Annotated in this window: 18 protein-coding genes; 8 read left to right on the top strand and 10 right to left on the bottom strand. The window is 59.6% G+C overall.

The window, feature by feature from the left end; translation table 11 throughout:
- Positions 1–78: 78 nt before the first annotated feature.
- Positions 79–885 carry a ferritin-like domain-containing protein gene (locus ACTF58_RS01145; RefSeq protein WP_438990134.1) on the bottom strand — a complete coding sequence of 269 codons (807 nt, stop codon included), beginning with the start codon at positions 883–885 and terminating at the stop codon, positions 79–81.
- A gap of 22 nt (positions 886–907) precedes the next feature.
- A complete protein-coding gene (locus ACTF58_RS01140; RefSeq protein WP_438990119.1) occupies positions 908–1372 on the bottom strand; it encodes a peroxiredoxin in 465 nt (154 codons plus the stop codon).
- A 163-nt stretch (positions 1373–1535) separates the two neighbouring features.
- Between ACTF58_RS01140 and ACTF58_RS01135 the strand changes: the two genes are divergently transcribed.
- The 6 genes from ACTF58_RS01135 (at position 1536) to ACTF58_RS01110 (ending at position 10096) form a co-directional block, all read left to right on the top strand.
- Complete coding sequence (locus ACTF58_RS01135) at positions 1536–4883, top strand: hypothetical protein (protein ID WP_438990118.1); 3348 nt, start codon at positions 1536–1538, stop codon at positions 4881–4883.
- A gap of 7 nt (positions 4884–4890) precedes the next feature.
- Entirely contained in the window at positions 4891–5952 is a 1062-nt protein-coding gene (gene queA / locus ACTF58_RS01130; RefSeq protein ID WP_438990117.1) for a tRNA preQ1(34) S-adenosylmethionine ribosyltransferase-isomerase QueA, read from the top strand.
- A gap of 86 nt (positions 5953–6038) precedes the next feature.
- Entirely contained in the window at positions 6039–7295 is a 1257-nt protein-coding gene (locus tag ACTF58_RS01125; RefSeq protein ID WP_438990116.1) for an MFS transporter, read from the top strand.
- 94 nt (positions 7296–7389) lie between these two features.
- A complete protein-coding gene (locus ACTF58_RS01120; RefSeq protein WP_438990115.1) occupies positions 7390–7974 on the top strand; it encodes a DUF924 family protein in 585 nt (194 codons plus the stop codon).
- Positions 7975–8129: 155 nt separating this feature from the next.
- Positions 8130–9524: a dihydrolipoyl dehydrogenase gene (gene lpdA, locus ACTF58_RS01115; protein WP_438990114.1), complete on the top strand. Its 1395-nt coding sequence runs from the start codon at positions 8130–8132 to the stop codon at positions 9522–9524.
- Positions 9525–9535: 11 nt separating this feature from the next.
- A complete protein-coding gene (locus ACTF58_RS01110; RefSeq protein ID WP_438990113.1) occupies positions 9536–10096 on the top strand; it encodes a class I SAM-dependent methyltransferase in 561 nt (186 codons plus the stop codon).
- 116 nt (positions 10097–10212) lie between these two features.
- Here the strand turns inward: ACTF58_RS01110 and ACTF58_RS01105 are convergent, their stop codons facing one another.
- Positions 10213–10566, bottom strand: coding sequence for a rhodanese-like domain-containing protein (locus tag ACTF58_RS01105; protein WP_438990112.1), 354 nt, complete (start codon positions 10564–10566; stop codon positions 10213–10215).
- Positions 10567–10814: 248 nt separating this feature from the next.
- On the opposite strand from ACTF58_RS01105, the gene uvrA reads away from it, so the two are divergent.
- Complete coding sequence (gene uvrA, locus ACTF58_RS01100) at positions 10815–13700, top strand: excinuclease ABC subunit UvrA (RefSeq protein WP_438990111.1); 2886 nt, start codon at positions 10815–10817, stop codon at positions 13698–13700.
- A 32-nt stretch (positions 13701–13732) separates the two neighbouring features.
- On the opposite strand, the gene ACTF58_RS01095 is transcribed toward uvrA, so the two are convergent.
- From ACTF58_RS01095 to ACTF58_RS01065, 7 genes are all read right to left on the bottom strand, one after another.
- A complete protein-coding gene (locus ACTF58_RS01095; RefSeq protein ID WP_438990110.1) occupies positions 13733–13933 on the bottom strand; it encodes a YgaP family membrane protein in 201 nt (66 codons plus the stop codon).
- A 384-nt stretch (positions 13934–14317) separates the two neighbouring features.
- Positions 14318–15190 (bottom strand): 3-hydroxyisobutyrate dehydrogenase, encoded by an 873-nt coding sequence (mmsB, locus tag ACTF58_RS01090; protein ID WP_438990109.1) that lies wholly within the window; start codon positions 15188–15190, stop codon positions 14318–14320.
- A gap of 12 nt (positions 15191–15202) precedes the next feature.
- Positions 15203–16234, bottom strand: a complete 1032-nt coding sequence (locus tag ACTF58_RS01085) for an enoyl-CoA hydratase/isomerase family protein (protein WP_438990108.1) — start codon at positions 16232–16234, stop codon at positions 15203–15205.
- Positions 16231–17376, bottom strand: coding sequence for an acyl-CoA dehydrogenase family protein (locus ACTF58_RS01080; protein WP_438990107.1), 1146 nt, complete (start codon positions 17374–17376; stop codon positions 16231–16233). Before ACTF58_RS01080 ends, ACTF58_RS01085 begins: the two co-directional genes overlap by 4 nt.
- A 92-nt stretch (positions 17377–17468) precedes the next feature.
- A complete protein-coding gene (locus tag ACTF58_RS01075) occupies positions 17469–17798 on the bottom strand; it encodes a cupredoxin domain-containing protein (RefSeq protein WP_438990106.1) in 330 nt (109 codons plus the stop codon).
- Between the two features lie 59 nt (positions 17799–17857).
- Positions 17858–18250: a hypothetical protein gene (locus ACTF58_RS01070; protein WP_438990105.1), complete on the bottom strand. Its 393-nt coding sequence runs from the start codon at positions 18248–18250 to the stop codon at positions 17858–17860.
- Positions 18251–18329: 79 nt separating this feature from the next.
- Positions 18330–19829 carry a CoA-acylating methylmalonate-semialdehyde dehydrogenase gene (locus tag ACTF58_RS01065; protein WP_438990104.1) on the bottom strand — a complete coding sequence of 500 codons (1500 nt, stop codon included), beginning with the start codon at positions 19827–19829 and terminating at the stop codon, positions 18330–18332.
- Positions 19830–19944: 115 nt separating this feature from the next.
- Here ACTF58_RS01065 and ACTF58_RS01060 point away from each other — a divergent pair, with 115 nt between their 5' ends.
- The gene (locus ACTF58_RS01060; protein WP_438990103.1) at positions 19945–20841 is read left to right on the top strand and encodes a LysR family transcriptional regulator; all 897 of its coding nucleotides are present in this window, start codon (positions 19945–19947) and stop codon (positions 20839–20841) included.
- The last annotated feature ends 3 nt before the right edge of the window (positions 20842–20844 follow it).

The raw sequence follows: 20844 nt of genomic DNA, 5'->3' as shown, positions 1-20844 counted from the left end.
GTTTTTTGGCCCCTTTGCGGCGCATCATATTGGAAACATGAGATTTACGGCGAATTCCCGCCGATTGTGCCGTCGCCCTCAACGCTGTTTTGCGGGGGTTTCTTCGGCCAGAGGCCAGTAAAAGTCGGGCGGCAGCCCGGCTTCGGCGCGCTTTTCCTCGTTAAAGGGCGGCTTGAGCTGGCTGTGAAAGTAATGTTTCACAAGGCGGTGAAATTCGGGCTTCGGGTCGATCCCGTCGCGCCCGCAGAGAAAGTGAAACCACTTTGAGCCATAGGCGACATGGCCGACTTCCTCGCCATAGATAATCTCAAGCGCTGCGACCGCATCCTCCAGCCCCGCCTTGCGAAAAATCTCGATCATCCCCGGCGTCACATCCAGCCCGCGCGCCTCAAGCACCATAGGCACAACCGCGAGCCGCCCCATGATGTCCTCGGCGGTGTCTTCGGCGGCGCGCCACATTCCCGCATGGGCTGGCAAGGCGCCATAATGGCTGCCAAGCGCTTCAAGACAGTCGCTTACAAGATTGAAATGCTTGGCTTCTTCGTCGCCCGCCTTGACCCAGTCGTCATAATAGCCAAGCGGAAAGGGCACATGGCTGAAGCGCGCGATAATATCCCAATGCAAATCAACAGCGTTCAGCTCGATATGCGCCACCGCGTGCAAAAGCGCGATCCGCCCCTTCTCGGAGCCGGGCTTGCGCCGTGGCACATCCCGCGGGCTGAGCAGCTCTGGCGCAGCTGGGCGGGCAGGGTGCAGGGGCGGGCTTGCGGTGCCAATCGCAAGCGGCGTGCCCGCCGCGCGCGCCGCAAACCATGTCGCCGCGTGCTGGCGGGCCAGCGCGGTCTTGGCGCGCCCGTCGGCTGTGTTGAGCACTTCAACAGCCATTTCTGCAAGCGTTTGGCTCACCTCAGAGCGCCTTCACAGCGGCGAGCACATCTTCGACATGGCCCGGAACTTTCACCTTGCGCCACGCGCGCACAACTTGCCCCGCGCCATCAATCAAAAAGGTTGCGCGCTCAATGCCCATAAAGGCTTTGCCATACATCTTCTTTTCCGTCCAAACGCCCAAGTCCTCACAGAGGCTGCCATGCTCGTCTGACAGAAGCGGCACAGTCAGCTCCTGTTTCGTGCGAAACTTGGCATGGCTGTCCAGACTGTCTTTTGAAACACCAAAAACACGCACACCCGCCGCCTCAAAGGCCGCCTGATCCGCCGAAAAGCCCTTGGCCTCGGTGGTGCAGCCGGGAGTGTTGTCGCGCGGATAGAAGAACAAAACAAAGGGCTGGCCCTTGAGGCCATCAAGGCTCACGGTTTCGCCCGTGTCGCTGGGCAGGCTGAACGCGGGGGCGGGAAATTGCGTATCTTCGGTCATCTTGGCTTTACCTCTACCGTCTCGTGGGGTTTCATATTATCGCAGGCCCACAGGCGCAACGCCAAAGCCTGTTATGTGGTATAGCTGTTACGCCCGAGCGGGCAAACCCGATGAGATAAACCTGCTGGAGCCTGCCAGCACAGACTTGGCCTGAAAGCGGAGCATGACCACAGAGCCTGACACGCCCCCAGACAGCCCCGAACGGGACGCGCCGCCAAAGCGCGGCCGCCGCCGCAAGCGCGCGGCTGTCGGGCTGCTCAGTCTGGCGTTGCTGGCGCTCTTGCTGCTTGGCGGTGTCCTCGGGGTGCTGGCGCTGCGCAGCGAGCCTCTGGTTGTGCCCGAATGGGCCGAGGCGCGGCTCACTGCACAGATCAACCGCGACATCGCGCCTTATTCGACACGCCTTGGCAGCGCCTCTCTGATGCTTGAAACGGGCTGGGCGCCGCGTGTCTTGCTCAGTGATGCTGAGGTCTTTGATGCCGAGGGCGCGCGGATCGTGGCCTTTGACAGCCTCTCGGTGGGGATCGCCCTCAAGCCCTTGGCCGAAGGCGCGCTGCGCCCGACCGATATCAGACTGTCAGGCACCCGCCTTGGCCTGCGGCGCGATTTGCAAGGCGGGTTCTGGATCAGTTTTGGCGAAGAGCTGACCGCCGCCAGCGAGACGCCCGACACACAGGGCACAGGCTTTGGCCAGATCATGGCGCAGGTGGACGGGATTTTGGCGCGCCCCAGCTTTGCCGCCTTTGAGCGGCTGGAGGTGGCCGATGTGACCCTGCGCTATGAAGACGAGCGGGCGCGCCGCAACTGGACGGTGGATGGCGGGCGGCTCGAAGTCTTGCACACGGCTGGCGAGCTGCGCGCGCGCGCCGATTTTGCCCTGCTCACAGGCGGCGCTTCGGCGGCGGGGGTCGAGCTTAATTTTGAGCGCAAGGCAGGGGCCGATCAGGCCTCTGTCGGGCTCAACCTGACAGATTTTCCCGCCAGTGACCTCGCCACCCAAGCGGCGGCGCTGTCTTGGCTTGAGGTGCTGCGCGCGCCGATTTCGGGGGCCTTGCGCCTGTCGATGAACGCCGAGGGCGCGCTTGGCCCGCTCAGCGCCACCTTGCAGATCGCCGAAGGCGCGCTTCAGCCCAACGAGGCCGCCACGCCGATTCCCTTCCGCTCGGCACGCACTTATCTGACCTATGATCCCGCAAACAGCATGATCACCTTTGATGAAATCAATCTGCAAAGCGAATGGGTCACCCTGCGCGCCGAAGGCCGGCTTGGCCTTGTGATGGAAGAGGGCGGCTGGCCCGAGGCCTTCATAGGCCAGCTTCGCCTTGCAGGGATTTCGGCCAACCCCTCCGAGCTTCTGCCCGAGCCTGTCACCTTTGAAAGCGGCTTTGCTGATCTGCGCCTCAGCCTTGATCCGTTCCGCGTCGAGCTGGGGCAGCTCGGCCTTAAGGATGGCGACACCGCCTATCACATCGAAGGCAGCTTTGAGGCGCTCCCCAAGGGCTGGAGCTATCAGGTCCAAGCCGCAGCCGAGGCGCTTGATCTGGCGCAGGTGCTCGCGCTCTGGCCCGAAAAAGCAGGCGAGAAGACCCGTGCATGGGTCGCCGCCAATGTGCTTGAAGGCCATATCAACGAAGCCCAGTTCGCCCTGCGCGCAGGGCCAGATGTCAAGCCCGAGCCGCTGGTCTCCTTTGGCTTTGAGCGCGTCAAAATGCGCTATCTGCCCGATATGCCGCTGATCGAGAATATGGCAGGCCAAGCCAGCCTTCTGCGCAAGCGCTTTGCTGCGCGCGCCACCCGTGGCACAGTCACCGCCCCCCAAGGCGGGCGGCTCGATGTGGCTGGCACCGAGTTTATCATCCCGCGCACATTGCCCGCGCCCGCCAAAGCCGTGGTCAATCTGCGCACAGAAGGCCAGATCACGGCGGTTTTGAGCCTGATCAATCAAGAGCCGATCAATGCGCTGAAAAAGACCAACCTCCCCGTGACGCTGGCCGACGGGCGCGCCAGCGTCACAGGCACACTCGGCTGGACAATGCAGAAAAACCCGCCCCCCGACGCGCTTAGCTATGACATCTCGGCAACCCTCACAGAGGTGCGCAGTGAGGCGATTGTGCCGGGCCGTCTGCTCGCCAGCCCCGTGCTTGATGTCCGCGTCACTCCGACAGAGCTTCTGATCTCAGGGGAAGGCCGGCTCGATACCTTGCCTGTCTCTGGCCGCTTTCGCGCCCCGCTCGGAGCCGAGGCCAGCACAGCAGAGGCGACCCTTGACGGAACAGTCGAGCTTTCGGGCGAATTTGTGCGCGCCTTCCGCCTTGGCCTGCCCGCAGGCAGCGTCTCAGGGCGCAGCACGGCGTCGCTCGCGCTCACGCTTCCCAAGGGCCAAGGGCCGCGCTTCACGCTCGCCTCCGATCTGGCAGGCCTCGGCCTCGCCATTCCCCAGATCGGCTGGAAACACCCCCAAGACAGCAAGGGCAAACTGAGCGTCACAGGAAGCCTCGGCGCAGATCTGTCGGTGGACAACATAACGCTTGAGGCCTCTGGCCTCAAAGCCCGCGGCGCCGTGGCGCTGGAAAAGGGCGCGTTTCAAGAGGCCAGCTTTGAGCGCGTAACCATTGGCAACTGGCTCAATGTGCCGCTCAAAATCGTCTCACGCGGCGCAGGCCGCGCGCCCCGTATCGAGCTTGGCGGCGGACGGATTGACCTAAGCAAAACCACGCTGGGCACAGGCGGCACAGGTGGCACGACAACCCCTGCGGCAGCGGCCGCAGACAGCCCGCCGATCCTTGCCCGCCTTGACGAGCTGGTGATTTCCTCAGGCATCTCCCTGCGCAGCTTTCGCGGCGAATTTTCCACAACCAAAGGCTTTGAGGGCAATTTTTCAGGCAGCGTCAACGGCGAGGCCCTTGTCGAGGGCCGCGTTGTGCCGCAGGGCAACAGAAGCGCCTTCCGCCTGCGCTCCGAAGATGGCGGGCAGGTTCTCAAGGCGGCAGGCCTCCTCAAGAACGCCTCTGGCGGTCTGTTTGATCTGACCATGGCTCCGGCCTCCGCCAAAGGCAGTTACAACGGCGTGCTGAGCCTTAAAGGCGTGCGCCTCAAGGATGCCCCCGCGATGGCCGCGCTGCTCAATGCGGCGAGTGTTGTCGGCCTGCTGGAGCAGCTTGACGGGCAGGGGATCTTGTTCAACGAGGTTGAAACCCGCTTTCAGCTCACCCCGCGCCGCGTGGTCGTCAGCAAAGCCAGCGCTGTCGGCAATGCCATGGGGATTTCGATGGACGGCTACTATGATCTCGGCTCTGGCCAGATGGATATGCAAGGCGTGGTGTCACCCTTCTTTATCGTCAATGGCCTTGGCGCGATTTTCACCCGCAAAGGCGAGGGGCTTGTCGGCTTCAATTACAATCTCAAAGGCACAGCCAATGCGCCCAATGTGCAGGTCAACCCGCTTTCGATCTTTACGCCGGGAATGTTTCGCGAGATATTCCGCCGCCCACCGCCCGAAATAAAGCGATAAATACCCGATGAAACTGTCTGACTTTGATTTTGATCTCCCCGAAGCCCTGATTGCCACGCGCCCTGCGCGCCCGCGCTCTTCGGCGCGGCTCTTGGTGGCCGAGGGGGCCAGCCTTGGCGCGCCCGTTGTCGACGCCCGCGTGACAGATATCACCCGCTGGCTCGGTGCGGGCGACAGGCTTGTGATCAATGATACAAAAGTCATTCCCGCCCGCCTTTTTGGCATCCGCGAGCGCTTGGGCGAAACAGGGCTGACCCAATCCAACATGGAAGTCACGCTCCTCAGCCCCACAGCCTCGGGCGGCTGGTCGGCGCTGATCAAGCCTCTGCGCAAAATCCGCGATGGCGAAGACATTGCCTTTGCCGCTGGCCTGCGCGCCACGCTGCTCAGCCGCAGCGAAGGCCAAGCCGAGCTGAAATTCAACCTTGAAGGCGAGGCCTTCGAAGCCGCGCTCAACGAGGCTGGCGCGATGCCGCTGCCGCCCTATATTGCCGCCAAACGCGCCGCCGATGAGCAAGACAAGACAGACTATCAGACCGTCTTTGCCCGCCAGACAGGGGCCGTCGCCGCACCCACAGCCTCGCTGCACTTTGATGAGGCGCTCCTTTCTGCGCTCAAGGCCGCAGGGGTCGCCATGAGTTACGTGACGCTCCATGTCGGGGCAGGGACGTTCCTGCCCGTCAAGGTCGAAGACGTCACCACCCATAAGATGCACGCCGAATGGGGCGAGGTCACGCCAGAGGCCGCCGCCGAGATCGCCGCGACCAAAGCCGCAGGCGGGCGGGTGATCCCTGTCGGGACAACCGCCTTGCGCCTGATCGAAAGCGCCGCCGCGCGCCAAGCCGAGATCGCCCCGTGGCAGGGCGAAACCGATATCTTTATCTACCCCGGGTTTGAATTCAAAGTCGCCGACGGGCTGATGACCAACTTCCATTTGCCCAAATCCACCCTGATGATGCTGATTTCTGCGCTCATGGGGCAGGAACGTGTCATGGAAATTTACAAACACGCGATAGAAACAGAGTATCGCTTCTTTTCTTATGGCGATTCCTCGCTTCTTTTGCCTTAAGACCAAAACTGACGGGAAATGTCGCTTTTGATCCCGACAGAAGAGGCATAGAGGTCCACCCACGCCCTAGGGCATAAGGATACGCGATGTTACAGGTTCTCTCCTCGTCATGGGCACTCATGCTCGGAATGATGCTCTTGATGGTCGGCAACGGCCTGCAAGGCACACTGCTCGGCGTGCGCGGCGATATCGAAGGGTTTTCGCCCTTTTTGATGTCGATCGTCATGTCGGGCTATTTTGTCGGCTTTCTGGGCGGCTCGCGCCTGACGCCGATGATGATCCGCCGCGTCGGCCATGTCCGCGTCTTTGCCGCACTTGGCTCGTTTATCTCGGCGGTGCTGATCCTCTATCCGACATTCGCCGACCCCTGGGCCTGGACGGTCATGCGCATTGTCATCGGCTTTTGCTTCTCTGGCGTTTACGTCACAGCCGAAAGCTGGCTCAACAACTCGGCCGACAATCAAAACCGCGGCAAGGCGCTCTCGCTTTACATGATCATGCAGATGCTCGGGATCATCATAGCCCAAGCCCTGCTGCTTGTGGCCGATCCTGCGGGCTATGTGCTCTTTGTGATCATTTCGGTGCTTGTCTCGGTGTCCTTTGCGCCCATTCTGCTCTCGGTCAGCCCGACCCCTGCCTTTGAAGCCACCAAGCCCAAAACCCTGCGCGAGATCATGGAAATCTCCCCGCTCGGCTGCGTCGGGATGTTTCTGCTCGGCGGGGTCTTCTCGGCCCAGTTCGGCATGAGCGCCGTCTACGGCACACAAGTCGGCCTGACGCTGGGGCAAATCTCGCTCTTTGTGTCGATGTTTTATGTCGGAGCAACGCTGATTCAATATCCGCTTGGCTGGCTCTCCGACCGTATGGACCGCCGCCGCCTGATTATGATCGTGGCGGTCGTCTGCGCTGTTGGCGCCTTTATCGGGCTGCTCTCTGGCGGGCACTATACAGCGCTTTTGGTGTCGGCCTTCCTGATCGGCGGGCTGTCCAATCCGCTCTATTCCCTGCTCGTGGCCTATACCAACGACTTTATCGAGCTTGAGGATATGGCCTCTGTCTCTGGCGGTCTCGTCTTTATCAACGGCCTCGGCGCGATTTCTGGCCCCGTCATCACGGGCTGGCTGATGAGCACATTCGGCCCGTCTGCTTACTTCCTGCTGATTGCGACCCTGCTTGTGATGCTGGCGCTTTATGCCGCCTATCGCATGACACAGCGCGCCGCGCCCGCCAGCGAGGAAAACACAAGCAGCTATGCGCCTGTGTCGATGTCCTCCTCGGCGCTTGCGGTCGAATATGCGCTCGAAGCAGGGGCCGAAGAGGATGAAAGTTCCGAAGCGTCATAAAAATGTTAATATTGTCGCAAAACTTTACTTTCATTTGAAATGATTGCGGCTAACCTCACCAATTAGGGGGTCCAAATGGTGAGGAGTTGAACCCATGAGTGAACAGGTAACCGCCGCCGATGTTTTGGCGTTCTGGATTGATGAGGTCGGGCCACAGGGCTGGTATAACAGCACCGAGGCGCTGGATGAGACAATCCGCTCCCGCTTTCTAAGCGCATGGGAGCTTGGCGCAGCGGGCGGGCTGAGTGACTGGCTCCAGAACGCCGAGGGCGCTTTGGCCTATGTGATCCTGCTGGATCAATTCCCGCGCAATATGTTCCGCGGCTCGGGGCAGGCCTTTGCAACCGACAAAAAGTCGCTCTGCGCCGCCAAATGCGCCATCACCAAGGGCTGGGATCTCAAGACCAACGAACCGGCGCGCCAGTTCTTCTATCTGCCGCTGATGCACTCCGAATCCCTCGCCGATCAAGACCGCTGCATCCGCCTCATGATAGAGCGTATGCCAGAAACAGGCGAAAGCAACCTGCTGCACGCGCGCGCCCACCGCGAAGTCATTCGCACCTTTGGCCGCTTTCCCTATCGCAACGAGGCTTTGGGCCGCGCCAACACGGGGCCAGAAGCAAGCTACATTGAAAGCGGCGGTTACGGCACAACCGTGAAACAGCTCCAAGCGGCGTAAGCCTCTTTATCTCCATGGTTTTTAAGGGCTGACGCGGCATTTCGCGGCAGCGCGCCTCTCTGTGATTGCTCTGAAATGAAAATTAGTTTAACGTCAAACTAATTTTTCAGTGCAAGAACGGGCGCTCGATTCCCGTGACCAGACCGGAGACACACATGGCAGCTAAATCTTTTGATATGATCGTGATTGGCGCAGGGCCGGGCGGCTATGTTGCCGCCATCCGTGGCGCACAACTCGGCCTCAGCGTTGCCATCGTGGAACGTGAGCATATGGGCGGCATCTGCCTCAATTGGGGCTGCATCCCGACAAAAGCCATGCTGCGCTCCTCGGAGGTGTTTCACCTCATGCACCGCGCCAGGGAATTCGGCCTCTCGGCAGACAATATCACCTATGATCTCGACGCCGTCGTAAAGCGCTCGCGCGGCGTGGCAAGCCAGCTTTCGGGCGGCATCAGCCATCTGATGAAAAAGAACAAAGTCACAACCGTGATGGGCGAAGCTACCGTGACCGCCAAGGGCCGCGTGAGCGTCAAAACCGAGAAGGGCGCGCAAGAGCTGACCGCCAAGCACATCGTGCTCGCCACAGGCGCACGCGCCCGCGAGCTGCCCGGCCTTGAGGCGGATGGCGATCTGGTCTGGACTTACAAACACGCGCTCACACCGCCGCGTATGCCCAAAAAGCTCCTCGTCATCGGCTCTGGCGCCATCGGCATCGAGTTTGCGAGCTTCTATAACACGCTCGGCGCCGACACGACCGTCGTCGAAGTCATGGACCGCGTCCTGCCTGTCGAAGACGCCGAGATTTCAGCCTTCGCCAAAAAGCAATTCGTCAAGCAGGGTATGAAGATCATGGAAAAAGCCATGGTCAAAAAACTCGACCGCGCCAAAGGCCGCGTGACGGCCCATATCGAAACGGGCGGCAAAGTCGAAACCCAAGAGTTTGACACTGTGATTTCTGCCGTCGGCATCGTCGGCAATGTCGAAGGCCTCGGCCTTGAAGCGCTCGGCGTCCAGATCGACCGCAGCCATGTTGTGGTGGATGAATACTGCCGCACAGGTGTCGAAGGCCTCTACGCCATCGGCGATATCGCTGGCGCGCCGTGGCTTGCGCATAAAGCCTCCCATGAGGGCGTCATGGTCGCCGAACTGATCGCAGGCCAGAAGCCCCACGCCGTGCGCCCCGAAAGCATTGCAGGCTGCACATATTGCCACCCGCAGGTGGCCTCCGTGGGCTATAGCGAGGCCAAAGCCAAAGAGCTTGGCTATGATGTCAAAGTCGGCCGCTTCCCCTTTGTCGGCAACGGCAAGGCGATCGCGCTTGGCGAGCCTGAAGGCATGGTCAAAACCGTGTTTGACGCGCGCACAGGCGAACTACTCGGCGCACATATGGTGGGCGCCGAAGTCACCGAGCTGATCCAAGGCTATGTTGTTGGCCGCCAGCTTGAGACAACCGAAGAAGACCTCATGCAAACGGTCTTCCCACATCCCACACTTTCTGAAATGATGCATGAAAGCGTGCTCGACGCATACGGGCGCGCCATTCATTTTTAAAGGTATGTTTCATGGTGTCTCTCAATCGCGTGGTGATGAACAAATCTTCCGCCGCGTGGTTGAAAGAGCTGCCTCTTGCCAAAATGGAGCTTGCCGAAATATCGGGCAAATGGGGCCAGCGGCTAGAAGCCAAAAGCTATGAGCGCTTCAAATACCCCGAGCACGACATCTGCCTTGGCCCGTTCCGCGACGCCAACGGCAAGACACGCGCCTTTGATCTGATCCTTGCCAATCAGGTCTGGGAGCATCTGGACCGCCCCTTTACCGCGCTCTGCCATGTCCATGATATGCTGCGCGAGGGCGGCTATTTCTGGATCGCGGTGCCGTTTTATCTGCCGTTTCACGCCGCCCCTCAGGATTGCTCGCGCTGGTCGGCGCGCGGGCTGAAGAACCTGCTGATCGAGGCGGGCTTCCCCGAGGCGCAGATCAGGGCTGAAGAGTGGGGCAACCGCGCCGCCGCCGCCCGCAACCTTGAGCCGGACTGGCCGCCTGTCTATGACCCCGCCACAGATGATTTGAGCAATGATCCGAGCTTTCCGATCTGTGCTTGGGCCTTGGCGCGCAAAGCCTGAGAGGGGTTTCGGCTGACGCCGACCCGCTGGGGGCGTGCCCCCAGACACAGACCAAGCTGGGGGCGCTGCCCCCAGACCCCCGGGATATTTGTGGCAAAAAGAAAGGGGGGTGCTTGTCAGCGGGTGATCTGGCCGCCCGCTGCCTGCCAGTGGCCGAGGCCGCCAAGATTGTGCACCTCCCGATAACCAAGCCTGCGCAGGGTCATCACGCCTTGGGCCGAGCGCGCCCCCGTTGCGCAATAAAGCGCTACGGGTGTGTCAGGGCGGAGCGCCTTGTGGCGGGCGCGGTTGCTCGGGTCGGCGGCCTGCGCCAAGCGCCCCAAGGGCAGATGCAGCGCGCCTTGGGCGGCACCCGTGGCGGCCCGCTCTCCCGCTTCGCGCAGATCAATCAGGATCATTTCGCCCGCAGCAATCCGCGCCAGAAGAGGCGTGGCATCGCTGCGCTTCAGGGCTTTGAAAAAGGCAAACATAACAGGCTCCAGACGTCGGGCGGGGAGGGTGTCTGGCCTCTCAATGACATATAAATTCAAGTAATGGAATATAAAAAGAGAAGCCATGGCGCAGCCATTATGATCGGCTTTGGAAAAACTGTCGTAAAGCCTATGCCCGCTGTCTGGCGTGTTCGCTCAATGTTCTCTTTTTGCGGTTGGAAGTTGCCCATAACTTCACTAAACCTGAGCCAAGACACCGTCTGGTTTGAAGAAGGCAGGGGCACAACATGGCCGAACTCAAGTATATCGAAGTGCGCGGCGCGCGTGAGCACAATCTCAAGTCGATTGATGTCGATATCCCGCGCGACCAGCTCGTGGTGATCACGGGCCTCTCTGGCTCTGGCAAATCCTCGCTGGCCTTTGACACGATCTATGCCGAGGGCCAGCGCCGCTATGTCGAGAGCCTCTCGGCCTACGCGCGCCAGTTCCTTGATATGATGGAAAAGCCCGATGTCGACCACATCAGCGGCCTCAGCCCTGCGATTTCCATCGAGCAAAAGACAACGAGCAAAAACCCGCGTTCCACTGTCGGCACCGTCACCGAGATTTATGACTACCTGCGCCTTCTTTTTGCCCGCGCGGGCACGCCGTATTCGCCCGCCACAGGCCTGCCCATTGAGGCGCAACAGGTGCAGGATATGGTAGACCGGATCATGGCGATGGAGGAGGGCACGCGCGGCTACCTTCTTGCCCCAATCATTCGCGACCGCAAGGGCGAGTATAAGAAAGAGTTTCTTGAGCTGCGCAAACAAGGCTTTCAGCGGGTGAAGGTTGACGGCGCGTTTTACGAGCTCGACGAGCCGCCCACGCTCGACAAAAAATTCCGCCATGACATTGACGTTGTGGTCGACCGGATCGTGATCCGCGCAGGCATGGAAACGCGGCTGGCCGACAGTTTGCGCACAGCGCTCGACCTCGCCGATGGCATTGCCATTCTTGAGACAGCCCCACGGGCGGGTTCGGAGGGCAACGCGCCTGAGGGCGAGCCCGAGCGCCACACGTTTTCCGAGAAGTTCGCTTGCCCCGTTTCGGGCTTCACCATCCCCGAAATCGAGCCGCGTCTGTTTTCGTTCAACGCGCCGTTCGGGGCCTGCCCAGATTGTGACGGCCTTGGCGTCGAGCTGTTCTTTGACGAGCAGCTTGTCGTCCCTGACAGCACCCTCAAAATCTATGATGGCGCGCTCGCCCCGTGGCGCAAGGGCAAGTCGCCCTATTTCCTCCAGACGATAGAAGCCATCGCCAAACACTACGAGTTTGACAAAAACACCAAGTGGAAAGACCTCCCCGCCCATGTGCAGCAAGTCTTTCTCTATGGCTCGGGCGAGGAAGAAATCCCCTTCCGCTATGACGAGGGTGGACGTGTCTATCAGGTCAGCCGCGTCTTTGAAGGCGTCATTCCCAATATGGAGCGCCGCTACCGCGAAACCGACAGCAACTGGATCCGCGAAGAATTCGAGCGCTACCAGAACAACCGCCCCTGTGGCACCTGCGAGGGCTACCGTTTGCGCGAAGAGGCGCTTGCGGTCAAAATCGCGGGGGAACACGCGGGGCAGGTTGTCCAGAAGTCGATCCGCGAGGCGCTTGACTGGGTCAATACTGTGCCCGCCAGCCTCAGCGCCCAGAAAAACGAAATCGCCCGCGCGATCCTCAAGGAAATCGGCGAGCGCCTTGGGTTTTTGAACAATGTCGGCCTTGAATATCTCTCGCTTTCCCGCAATTCGGGCACGCTGAGCGGCGGCGAAAGCCAGCGTATCCGCCTCGCGAGCCAGATCGGCTCTGGCCTGCAAGGCGTGCTCTATGTGCTGGATGAGCCAAGCATCGGCCTGCACCAGCGCGACAACGGTCGCCTCCTGACCACGCTCAAAAACCTGCGCGACGCGGGCAACACCGTGATTGTCGTCGAACACGACGAAGAGGCGATCCGCGAGGCCGATTACGTCTTTGACATCGGCCCGGGCGCAGGCGTCCATGGCGGCCAAGTGGTCAGCCACGGCACCCCCGAACACGTCACAAACGACCTCGCCAGCCTCACGGGCCAATACCTTTCAGGCAAGCGCGAAATCGCCATTCCAGCGGAGCGCCGCAAGGGCAACGGCAAGAAAATCAAGGTCGTCAAAGCCACGGGCAACAACCTCAAGACCGTCACAGCCGAGTTCCCGCTCGCCAAGTTTGTCTGCGTCACAGGCGTCTCTGGTGGCGGCAAGTCGACGCTCACAATCGAGACGCTCTTTAAGACTGCCTCCATGCGCCTCAACGGTGCGCGCCAGACGCCTGCGCCCTGTGAAACCATCAAGGGCCTTGAGCATCTGGACAAAGTCATCGACATCGACCAGCGCCCCATCGGCCGCACGCCGCGCTCAAACCCTGCCACCTACACAGGCGCTTTCACGCCCATTCGGGACTGGTTCGCTGGCCTGCCAGAGGCCAAGACCCGCGGCTACAAGCCGGGGCGCTTTTCCTTCAACGTCAAGGGCGGGCGCTGCGAGGCCTGCCAAGGCGACGGTGTCATCAAGATAGAGATGCACTTCTTGCCCGACGTCTATGTCGAATGCGAAACCTGCAAGGGCGCGCGCTACAACCGCGAGACGCTTGAGGTGAAGTTCAAAGGCAAGTCGATCGCCGATGTGCTGGATATGAACGTGGAAGAGGCGCAGGAGTTCTTCAAAGCCGTGCCCTCGATCCGCGAGAAAATGGATGCGCTCATGCGCGTCGGCCTTGGCTATATCAAGGTCGGCCAGCAGGCGACAACGCTCTCAGGCGGCGAGGCGCAGCGCGTCAAGCTCTCCAAAGAGCTGGCCAAGCGCTCCACAGGCCGCACGCTCTATATCTTGGATGAGCCGACAACAGGCCTGCATTTTGAAGATGTGCGCAAGCTCCTTGAGGTGCTGCAAGAGCTGGTCGACGGCGGCAACACCGTGATCGTGATTGAACACAACCTAGATGTGGTCAAAACCGCCGACTGGATCATTGATATCGGCCCCGAAGGCGGCGACGGCGGCGGCGAGATCGTCGCGGTTGGCACGCCCGAAGAGGTCGCAGAGGCGCCGCGCAGCCACACAGGGCATTATCTCAAAGAAATGCTGACGCCCAAGCGCGCCGCCAAAAGCCCGTAAAGGAGAGGGGGCGGCCAAGCGCCGCCCTCGCTTTATTTCTTCATAGGGCAGGTGTTAAACCCGAAGACCTTATAAAGCAGGCAAGAGCTCATCAGCCCTGTGGCCAGCGGGACGATCCCGATCAGATAGAGCCAGTTGTAGCCATTGGCCGAATTGAGGAAAAATCCGAGGATCAGCGCCGCACCAATGACGATGCGCAGGATGCGGTCTAGGCCGCCAACATTTTTGGTCATAACAGTCTCCTAATTTAACATTCCACTAACCCTATGTGTAAGCCGTAATCCTGCCCTCGCAAAGCGTTAATCTTGTGACAGAGGCAGAGGCGGCAGGGCAACGCACGCTTCATTAGCTAATTTTTGCTTAACAGGGCTGGTGCTGGGGGGGTGCACGCATGGTGCACGCCCGGTGCACGCTTATCACCCCCCTAGAATCAGCGGGCTACAGCGGCGTTAACCAAGCGGTGCGCAGCCGTAAGATTTGAGAAATCTGTTGCGCGCCAGAGTGTTGTTTGTTTTATTTTTTCAATAAATAACATGACATTAATCGTCACTCTTCATGTTATTCATGCCCGCCGCGCGCAGGCCTCACAAAAGCCTAACCGCGCCGCGCCAAACTTCTCAGCCCCGACCACGCCCCTCAAACCGAGGCAACATCGCCGAGAAATCCATCCCAAGGCCGTTTTCATGCTCTACAAACTGCTCATAAAGCGCCATCGCCGCTTGCCCCAAGGGCGTATCCGCATCCGCAGACTCCGCCGCTTGTTGCGACAGGCGCAGATCTTTCAGCATCAATTCTGCCGCAAATCCGGGCTTATAGCCGTTATCGGCGGGGCTTTGGGGCCCGACGCCGGGGGCAGGGCAATAGGCGTTCATCGTCCAGGAGTAGCCCGAAGAGGTGCTCACCACATCAAACATCCGCTCACGGTCCAACCCCAGCTTGTCGGCCAAAGCAAAGGCCTCACAGGTGGCAATCATGGTCACACCAAGGATCATATTGTTGCAAATCTTGGCGGCTTGGCCTGCGCCCGCGTCGCCACAATGCACGGCTTTCTGGCCCATAATGTCAAAGAGCGGCGCAGCCTTGGCAAAGCCTGCCTCGGTCCCGCCAGCCATAAAGGTCAGCGTGCCGGCTGTGGCCCCGCCGACGCCGCCCGAGACGGGCGCATCCACAAACATAAGGCCCGCAGCCTCCGCCTCGGCCGCCACCGCGCGGGCGCTGTCGACATCCACGGTCGAGCAGTCCACCAAGACGGCGCCTTTGCCCATGGCAGGCAGCACATCCGCCGCCACAGCCCGCAAAATAGCGCCATTGGGCAACATGGTGATCACCACGTCCTGCCCTGTGGCCGCCTCGGCTGCGCTCGTGGCAAGGCTGACGCCCTCCACAGCCACATCGGCCATGTCAAATCCTGTGACACTATGGCCCGCTTTGGCCAGATTGGCCGCCATTGGCGCGCCCATATTGCCAAGTCCGATAAATCCGATGTTCATGAGGCTCTCTCCTTATGGGAATGTCAGCTCCAGCGCGCCGAGCGGGGCCAGCATGGCCTCCGCAGCGCTCTGGTCAATGGTCTCTGCCGCGTGTTTCCAGCGGGGGCTGCGGTCTTTGTCGATAATAGCGGCGCGAATCCCTTCCAGAAAGTCGCCATGCTCCATGGCCCGCGCGGTAAAGCGATATTCGAGCGTGAGCGCCGCGCGGATGTCGCGGTTGCCCCGAAGCTGCGCCATCATCATGAGCGTTGCCGCCATAGCGAGCGGCGCGCCGCGCAGAACGGCTTTCAGCGTGTCTTTGCCAAACGTGGTGTCACTCGCTGCCAGTGCGGCGACAATCTCGGGCAGGGTCTTGCCCTCAAACACCGCGCTGATGCTCTCTTGATGGCGCTCCAGCTGGCCCTCGGGGGGCGTGTCTGCGGCGGCCTCAAGCAGGCCCAGATTAGCCCCGTTTTCCAGCGCCAAGATCAGCTCTTTCCACTTTAACTCAGATATGTAAGTATCTGCAAATCCAGCATAAATTGCATCACTCGCATTCATGCGTGCCCCCGCAAGGCCAAGATAGGCCCCGCTGGCTCCGGGCGCGTTGGCAAGGATCATCGAGCCGCCCACATCGGGCACAAGCCCGATGCCGCATTCGGGCATAGCGACTTGCGAGCTTTCGCCAACAATACGGTGGGAGCCATGGCACCCCACGCCCATACCGCCGCCCATGGTAAAGCCTTGCAGGAAGGAAATCACAGGCTTGGGGTAGTCATGAAGCGCCGCATTCATGCGGTATTCGTCGCGCCAGAAGGTCTGCCCAAAGGCAAAGTCGCCGCTTTTGCCGGTCTCGTAAAGCTGGGCAATATCGCCCCCCGCCGAGAAGGCTTTTTCGCCCTCGGCGTCAATGATGACACGCGTCACAGAGGCGTCCTCGCGCCACGCGTCAAGCGCTGCGTGAATGGCCGTAACCATCTGATATGTCACAGCATTCAACGCCTTGGGGCGGGTCAGCGTGATCCGCCCCGCACAGCCCGTAACCCTGACAGAAATATCGCTCATGCGGCGTCAGCAATCATCTGGCGGGAGATGATTAGGCGCATGATTTCATTGGTGCCTTCAAGGATCTGGTGGACCCGCAAGTCCCGCACGATCTTCTCGATTCCGTAGTCCGCAAGATAGCCATAGCCGCCATGAAGTTGCAGGCAGCCATTGGCCACATCAAAGGCCACATCCGTCACCATAAGCTTGGCCATAGCGCAGAATTTGGTGGCATCATGCGCGCCCGTGTCGAGCTTCCACGCCGCTTGGCGCAAGAAAATCCGCGAGGCTTGCAGCTTGGTTTCAAACTCCGCAAGGCGGAACTGAAGCGCTTGGAACTGGTTGATTGATTTGCCAAAAGCCTTGCGCTCGTTCATATATTGCATCGTCAAATCGAGCGCATTTTGTGCCCCGCCAAGGGCCGAGGCCGCAATGTTGAGCCGCCCGCCGTCAAGCCCCGCCATCGCATAGGCAAAGCCTTGGCCTTCGTCTCCGATCAGATTGTCATGTGGCACGGTGCAGTCATCAAACTGCACCTGCGCCGTGGGTTGTGCGCGCCAGCCCATCTTGTCTTCAAGCGCCCCAAAGCTAAGGCCCGCAGCGCCGTCTTCCACCACAACCGTCGAGATTCCCTTCGGCCCGTCCTCGCCCGTGCGCACCATGGTGACATAAGCGTCAGAATAGCCACCACCCGAAATAAAAGCCTTTGTTCCGTTGAGCTTATAGCCCTCGTTGGTCTTTTCAGCGCGGGTCTTGAGCGCGGCGGCATCAGAGCCAGAGCCAGGCTCCGTCAGGCAATAGGAGAAGACTTTTTCCATGCTGCACAGGGCAGGGAGCCATTTGGCCTTGGTCTCGTCCGAGCCGAATTTATCAATCATTCCGCCGCACATATTGTGGATCGACAAAAACGATCCAACCGCAGGGCAGGCCATTGCCAGCGCCTCAAAAACCAGTGTCGCATCCAGCCGTGAGAGGCCCGAGCCGCCACTTTCTTCGCGCACATACAGACCGCCAAAGCCAAGCTCGGCCAGCTTGGGCCAAAGCTCTTTCGGGATCGTGCCGGCCTTTTCCCACTCCATAGCAAAGGGGGCGATATGCTCGGCGCCAAAGCCCTTCGCCATATCAAAGATAAGCGTTTGCTCTTCACTCAATGCAAAGTCCATGACGGTCTCCTCCCAAGGCCTGATCTTATGTGCGAATTGAACACTCGTTTAATTCAAAAATCTTACAGGAGTTTTGCAGAGCTTCAAGGCGACTATTCAACACGGATTTTGCCGCGCATCCCGCCATGCCATCGGCAGATATAGGGAAACTCGCCTTTGCTCTCAAAGGTGATGGTCGCGGATTTGCCTTTGCGCAAATTCCCTGTGTCCCAACTGTCGTCTTTTGCGGTGGCCGTATGCTCCGTAGCATCACGGTTTTCAAAAACAACACTGTCACCTGCCTTGATAACAAGGGTATTTGGCGAAAACTGCATCGATTGAATGCGCACTTTATGTTGTGCGGCTTCGGCACGGTTCGGTTGCAAAATAGACAAGAGCGGCAGGGCGAGGGCGGTGCAAAGAAGGTGGCGTCGCGTGGTCATGGGCTGTCTCCTAAAGCGGTGGGCAGGTTTGCCTGACACAACTCTATCAGAGGCAGAGCCTATCCTGAAAGCTCCGTCTTGATCCATGATTTTGCATCCTCAAGATTGTCAAAGATCGCGGCTCTGGCCCAATCAGACTGTTCTGTCAGGTTTTCAAAGATCCGGCTCATCCCAAAGGACACTTCATCCGGCGCAATAATCGCGACACGCATGATTTCGCCAGCCTGAGCATAGCTGCTGCCATACATTGAAAACAGGGCATAGATTTCGGAAAAGCCTATGTCGCTGCTGTCAAATTCGCGAATATCCGCGATGTGTGGCCGCGTGAGCGAGAACGAGGGGTCGAGACGATAGCGCTGAAACATATTGCTGATGTCGGATAGGCCAACGCGCCCGGAGTATCGCGCCAAGACTGCCGCCGGCTCATCAATGATCTCATAGGTTACGGGCATGGGGTGTCCAAAACGAACGCACAAAAAAAGCGACCCTCAACAACAAGGGTCGCTTTCTACCATGACGTTAGTTGGGTGATTAGTCCATAGGCTTAAAGTTGAATTCACCACCATTCTTGATGCCTGACGGCCAACGCGAGGTCACCGTCTTTGTGCGCGTGTAAAACTTGAACGCATCTGGCCCGTGCTGGTTCAAATCGCCAAAGACAGATTTCTTCCAGCCCCCGAAGGTGTGGTAGGCCAGTGGCACAGGAATGGGCACGTTGATGCCGATCATGCCGACATTGATGCGGTTGGCAAAGTCGCGCGCCGCATCACCATCGCGGGTGAAAATGGCCGTTCCGTTGCCGTATTCATGATCCATAGCAAGCTTGAGCGCTTCCTCATAAGAGCCTGCGCGCACAGTGCTCAGCACAGGACCGAAGATCTCTTTTTTATAGATGTCCATGTCAGGTGTGACGCGATCAAACAGATGTGGCCCAACGAAGAACCCGTCTTCATAACCCTGCAAAGCAAAGTCACGCCCGTCCACAACAAGCTCGGCACCTTGATCGACACCTGTTTGAACAAGGTTGAGGATATTCTGTTTTGCAGCCGCAGTGACAACGGGGCCATAATCCACATCATCGCCCGAGGTGTATGGGCCGACTTTGAGCTTTTCGATCCGTGGCACAAGCTTTTCGATCAGCTTGTCGGCTGTCTCTTCGCCCACAGGCACGGCCACAGAAATCGCCATGCAGCGTTCGCCTGCCGCGCCAAAGCCCGCGCCAATCAGCGCATCGGCGGCTTGGTCAAGGTCGGCATCAGGCATGATGATCATGTGGTTTTTCGCACCACCAAAGCACTGGACACGCTTGCCTTGCGAGCAGCCTGTTCCGTAGATATATTCGGCAATCGGCGTGGAGCCAACAAACCCGACAGACTGGATTGTCTCGTCATAAAGGATCGCGTCAACCGCTTCCTTATCGCCGTTTACGACTTGCAGAATGCCCTTGGGCAAGCCCGCTTCTTCCATCAGTTCGGCGAGCATCAGAGGAACCGACGGGTCGCGCTCGGACGGCTTGAGAATAAACGCATTGCCGCAGGCGAGGGCGGGGCCAAACATCCACATGGGGATCATGGCAGGGAAGTTGAACGGGGTGATCCCGGCAGTCACACCAAGCGCCTGGCGCATGGAATACATATCGATCCCGGGGCCTGCGCCGTCGGTATAATCGCCTTTGAGAAGCTCGGGTGCGCCAATGCAATACTCGATGACTTCAAGGCCGCGCTGCACATCGCCCTTGGCATCAGGAAACGTCTTGCCATGCTCACGGCTCAGCGCTTCGGCAAGTTTGTCCATGTCGCGGTTGAGCAGATCAACGTATTTCATCATTACGCGCGCCCGACGCTGCGGGTTGGTCGCGGCCCAAGCGGGTTGGGCGGCGGCGGCAATGGCGACGGCCTTTGCCATCTCTTCCTTAGAGGCCAGCGGAACGCGTGCCTGAACTTCGCCAGTGGCAGGGTTGAAAACGTCGGCAAAACGGCCTGATGTGCCTTTGACGTGCTCGCCGCCAATATAATGTGTAAGTTCTTGCATCTTATCCTCCAGTCAGATTTCCACGCTATTCTAGCCTTGCAATATTGTATGTAAAAGAGGCAGGTTCACACGGCGCAATTTGCGTTTTTGCAAGACTGGGGCGGGGCCATACCAAATGACACCAAATTGGGATGATATGCGCAGCTTTCTGGCTGTGGCGCGGGCCGAAACCCTCTCTGGCGCTGCGGCCTTGCTCAAAGCAGACCCCGCAACAGTGGGCCGGCGCGTGGCGCGGCTTGAAGAGGCGCTGGATGAGGTTTTGTTTGCAAAGTCTCCGCAGGGCTATCGTCTGACGGCTCAAGGCCAGAAGCTCTTGTCTCATGCTGTCCGTCTTGAACAAACCATGTTGGACGCACGAGAAGACCTTGGCGGGCAGGGCGCAGACCTTTCGGGGCAGATCCGCATTGGCGCGCCAGACGGCTGCGCCAATTTCTTATTGCCTCAAGTCTGTGCTGCCATAACCGCTGAAAACCCTGAGCTTGATATCCAGATTGTGGCGTTGCCACGGATTTTCAATCTCTCCAAGCGCGAGGCCGATATGGCCATAACGGTGAGCCGTCCCGAGGCGGGGCGGCTCCTAGTGCAAAAGCTGGTGGATTATAAGCTCCATTTGGCCGCCGCCGAAGACTACCTCGCCCAACACCCCGAAATTCTGAATATGGCGGCCCTCAGCCATCACCGTTTTGTCGGCTATATCCCCGATATGATTTTTGACAAAGAGCTGGATTATCTGAGCGGAACACCGTTTGAGCGCGTGACCCTCGCGTCAAATTCGGCGGCGGTGCAGCTGAACATCCTGCGACAAGGCGGGGGGGTTGGTGTTGTGCATGATTTTGCGCTGCCCGCCGCCCCGAACCTGCGTAAGATCTTGCCTCAAGCCTTTAGCCTGAAGCGAAGCTTTTATCTGATCCGCCACGAAGATGACCGCCGTGTCGCTCGGCTTGCCCGTTTTGCCGACCGTTTGAGCGAAGGTGTGCGCGAAGAGATGCTACGGTTGACGGCGATCGCTTGACAG

The sequence above is a fragment of the Lentibacter sp. genome (assembly GCF_965657785.1).
GTDB lineage: Bacteria > Pseudomonadota > Alphaproteobacteria > Rhodobacterales > Rhodobacteraceae > Lentibacter.
This window is presented reverse-complemented; position numbering and strand designations above follow the sequence as displayed.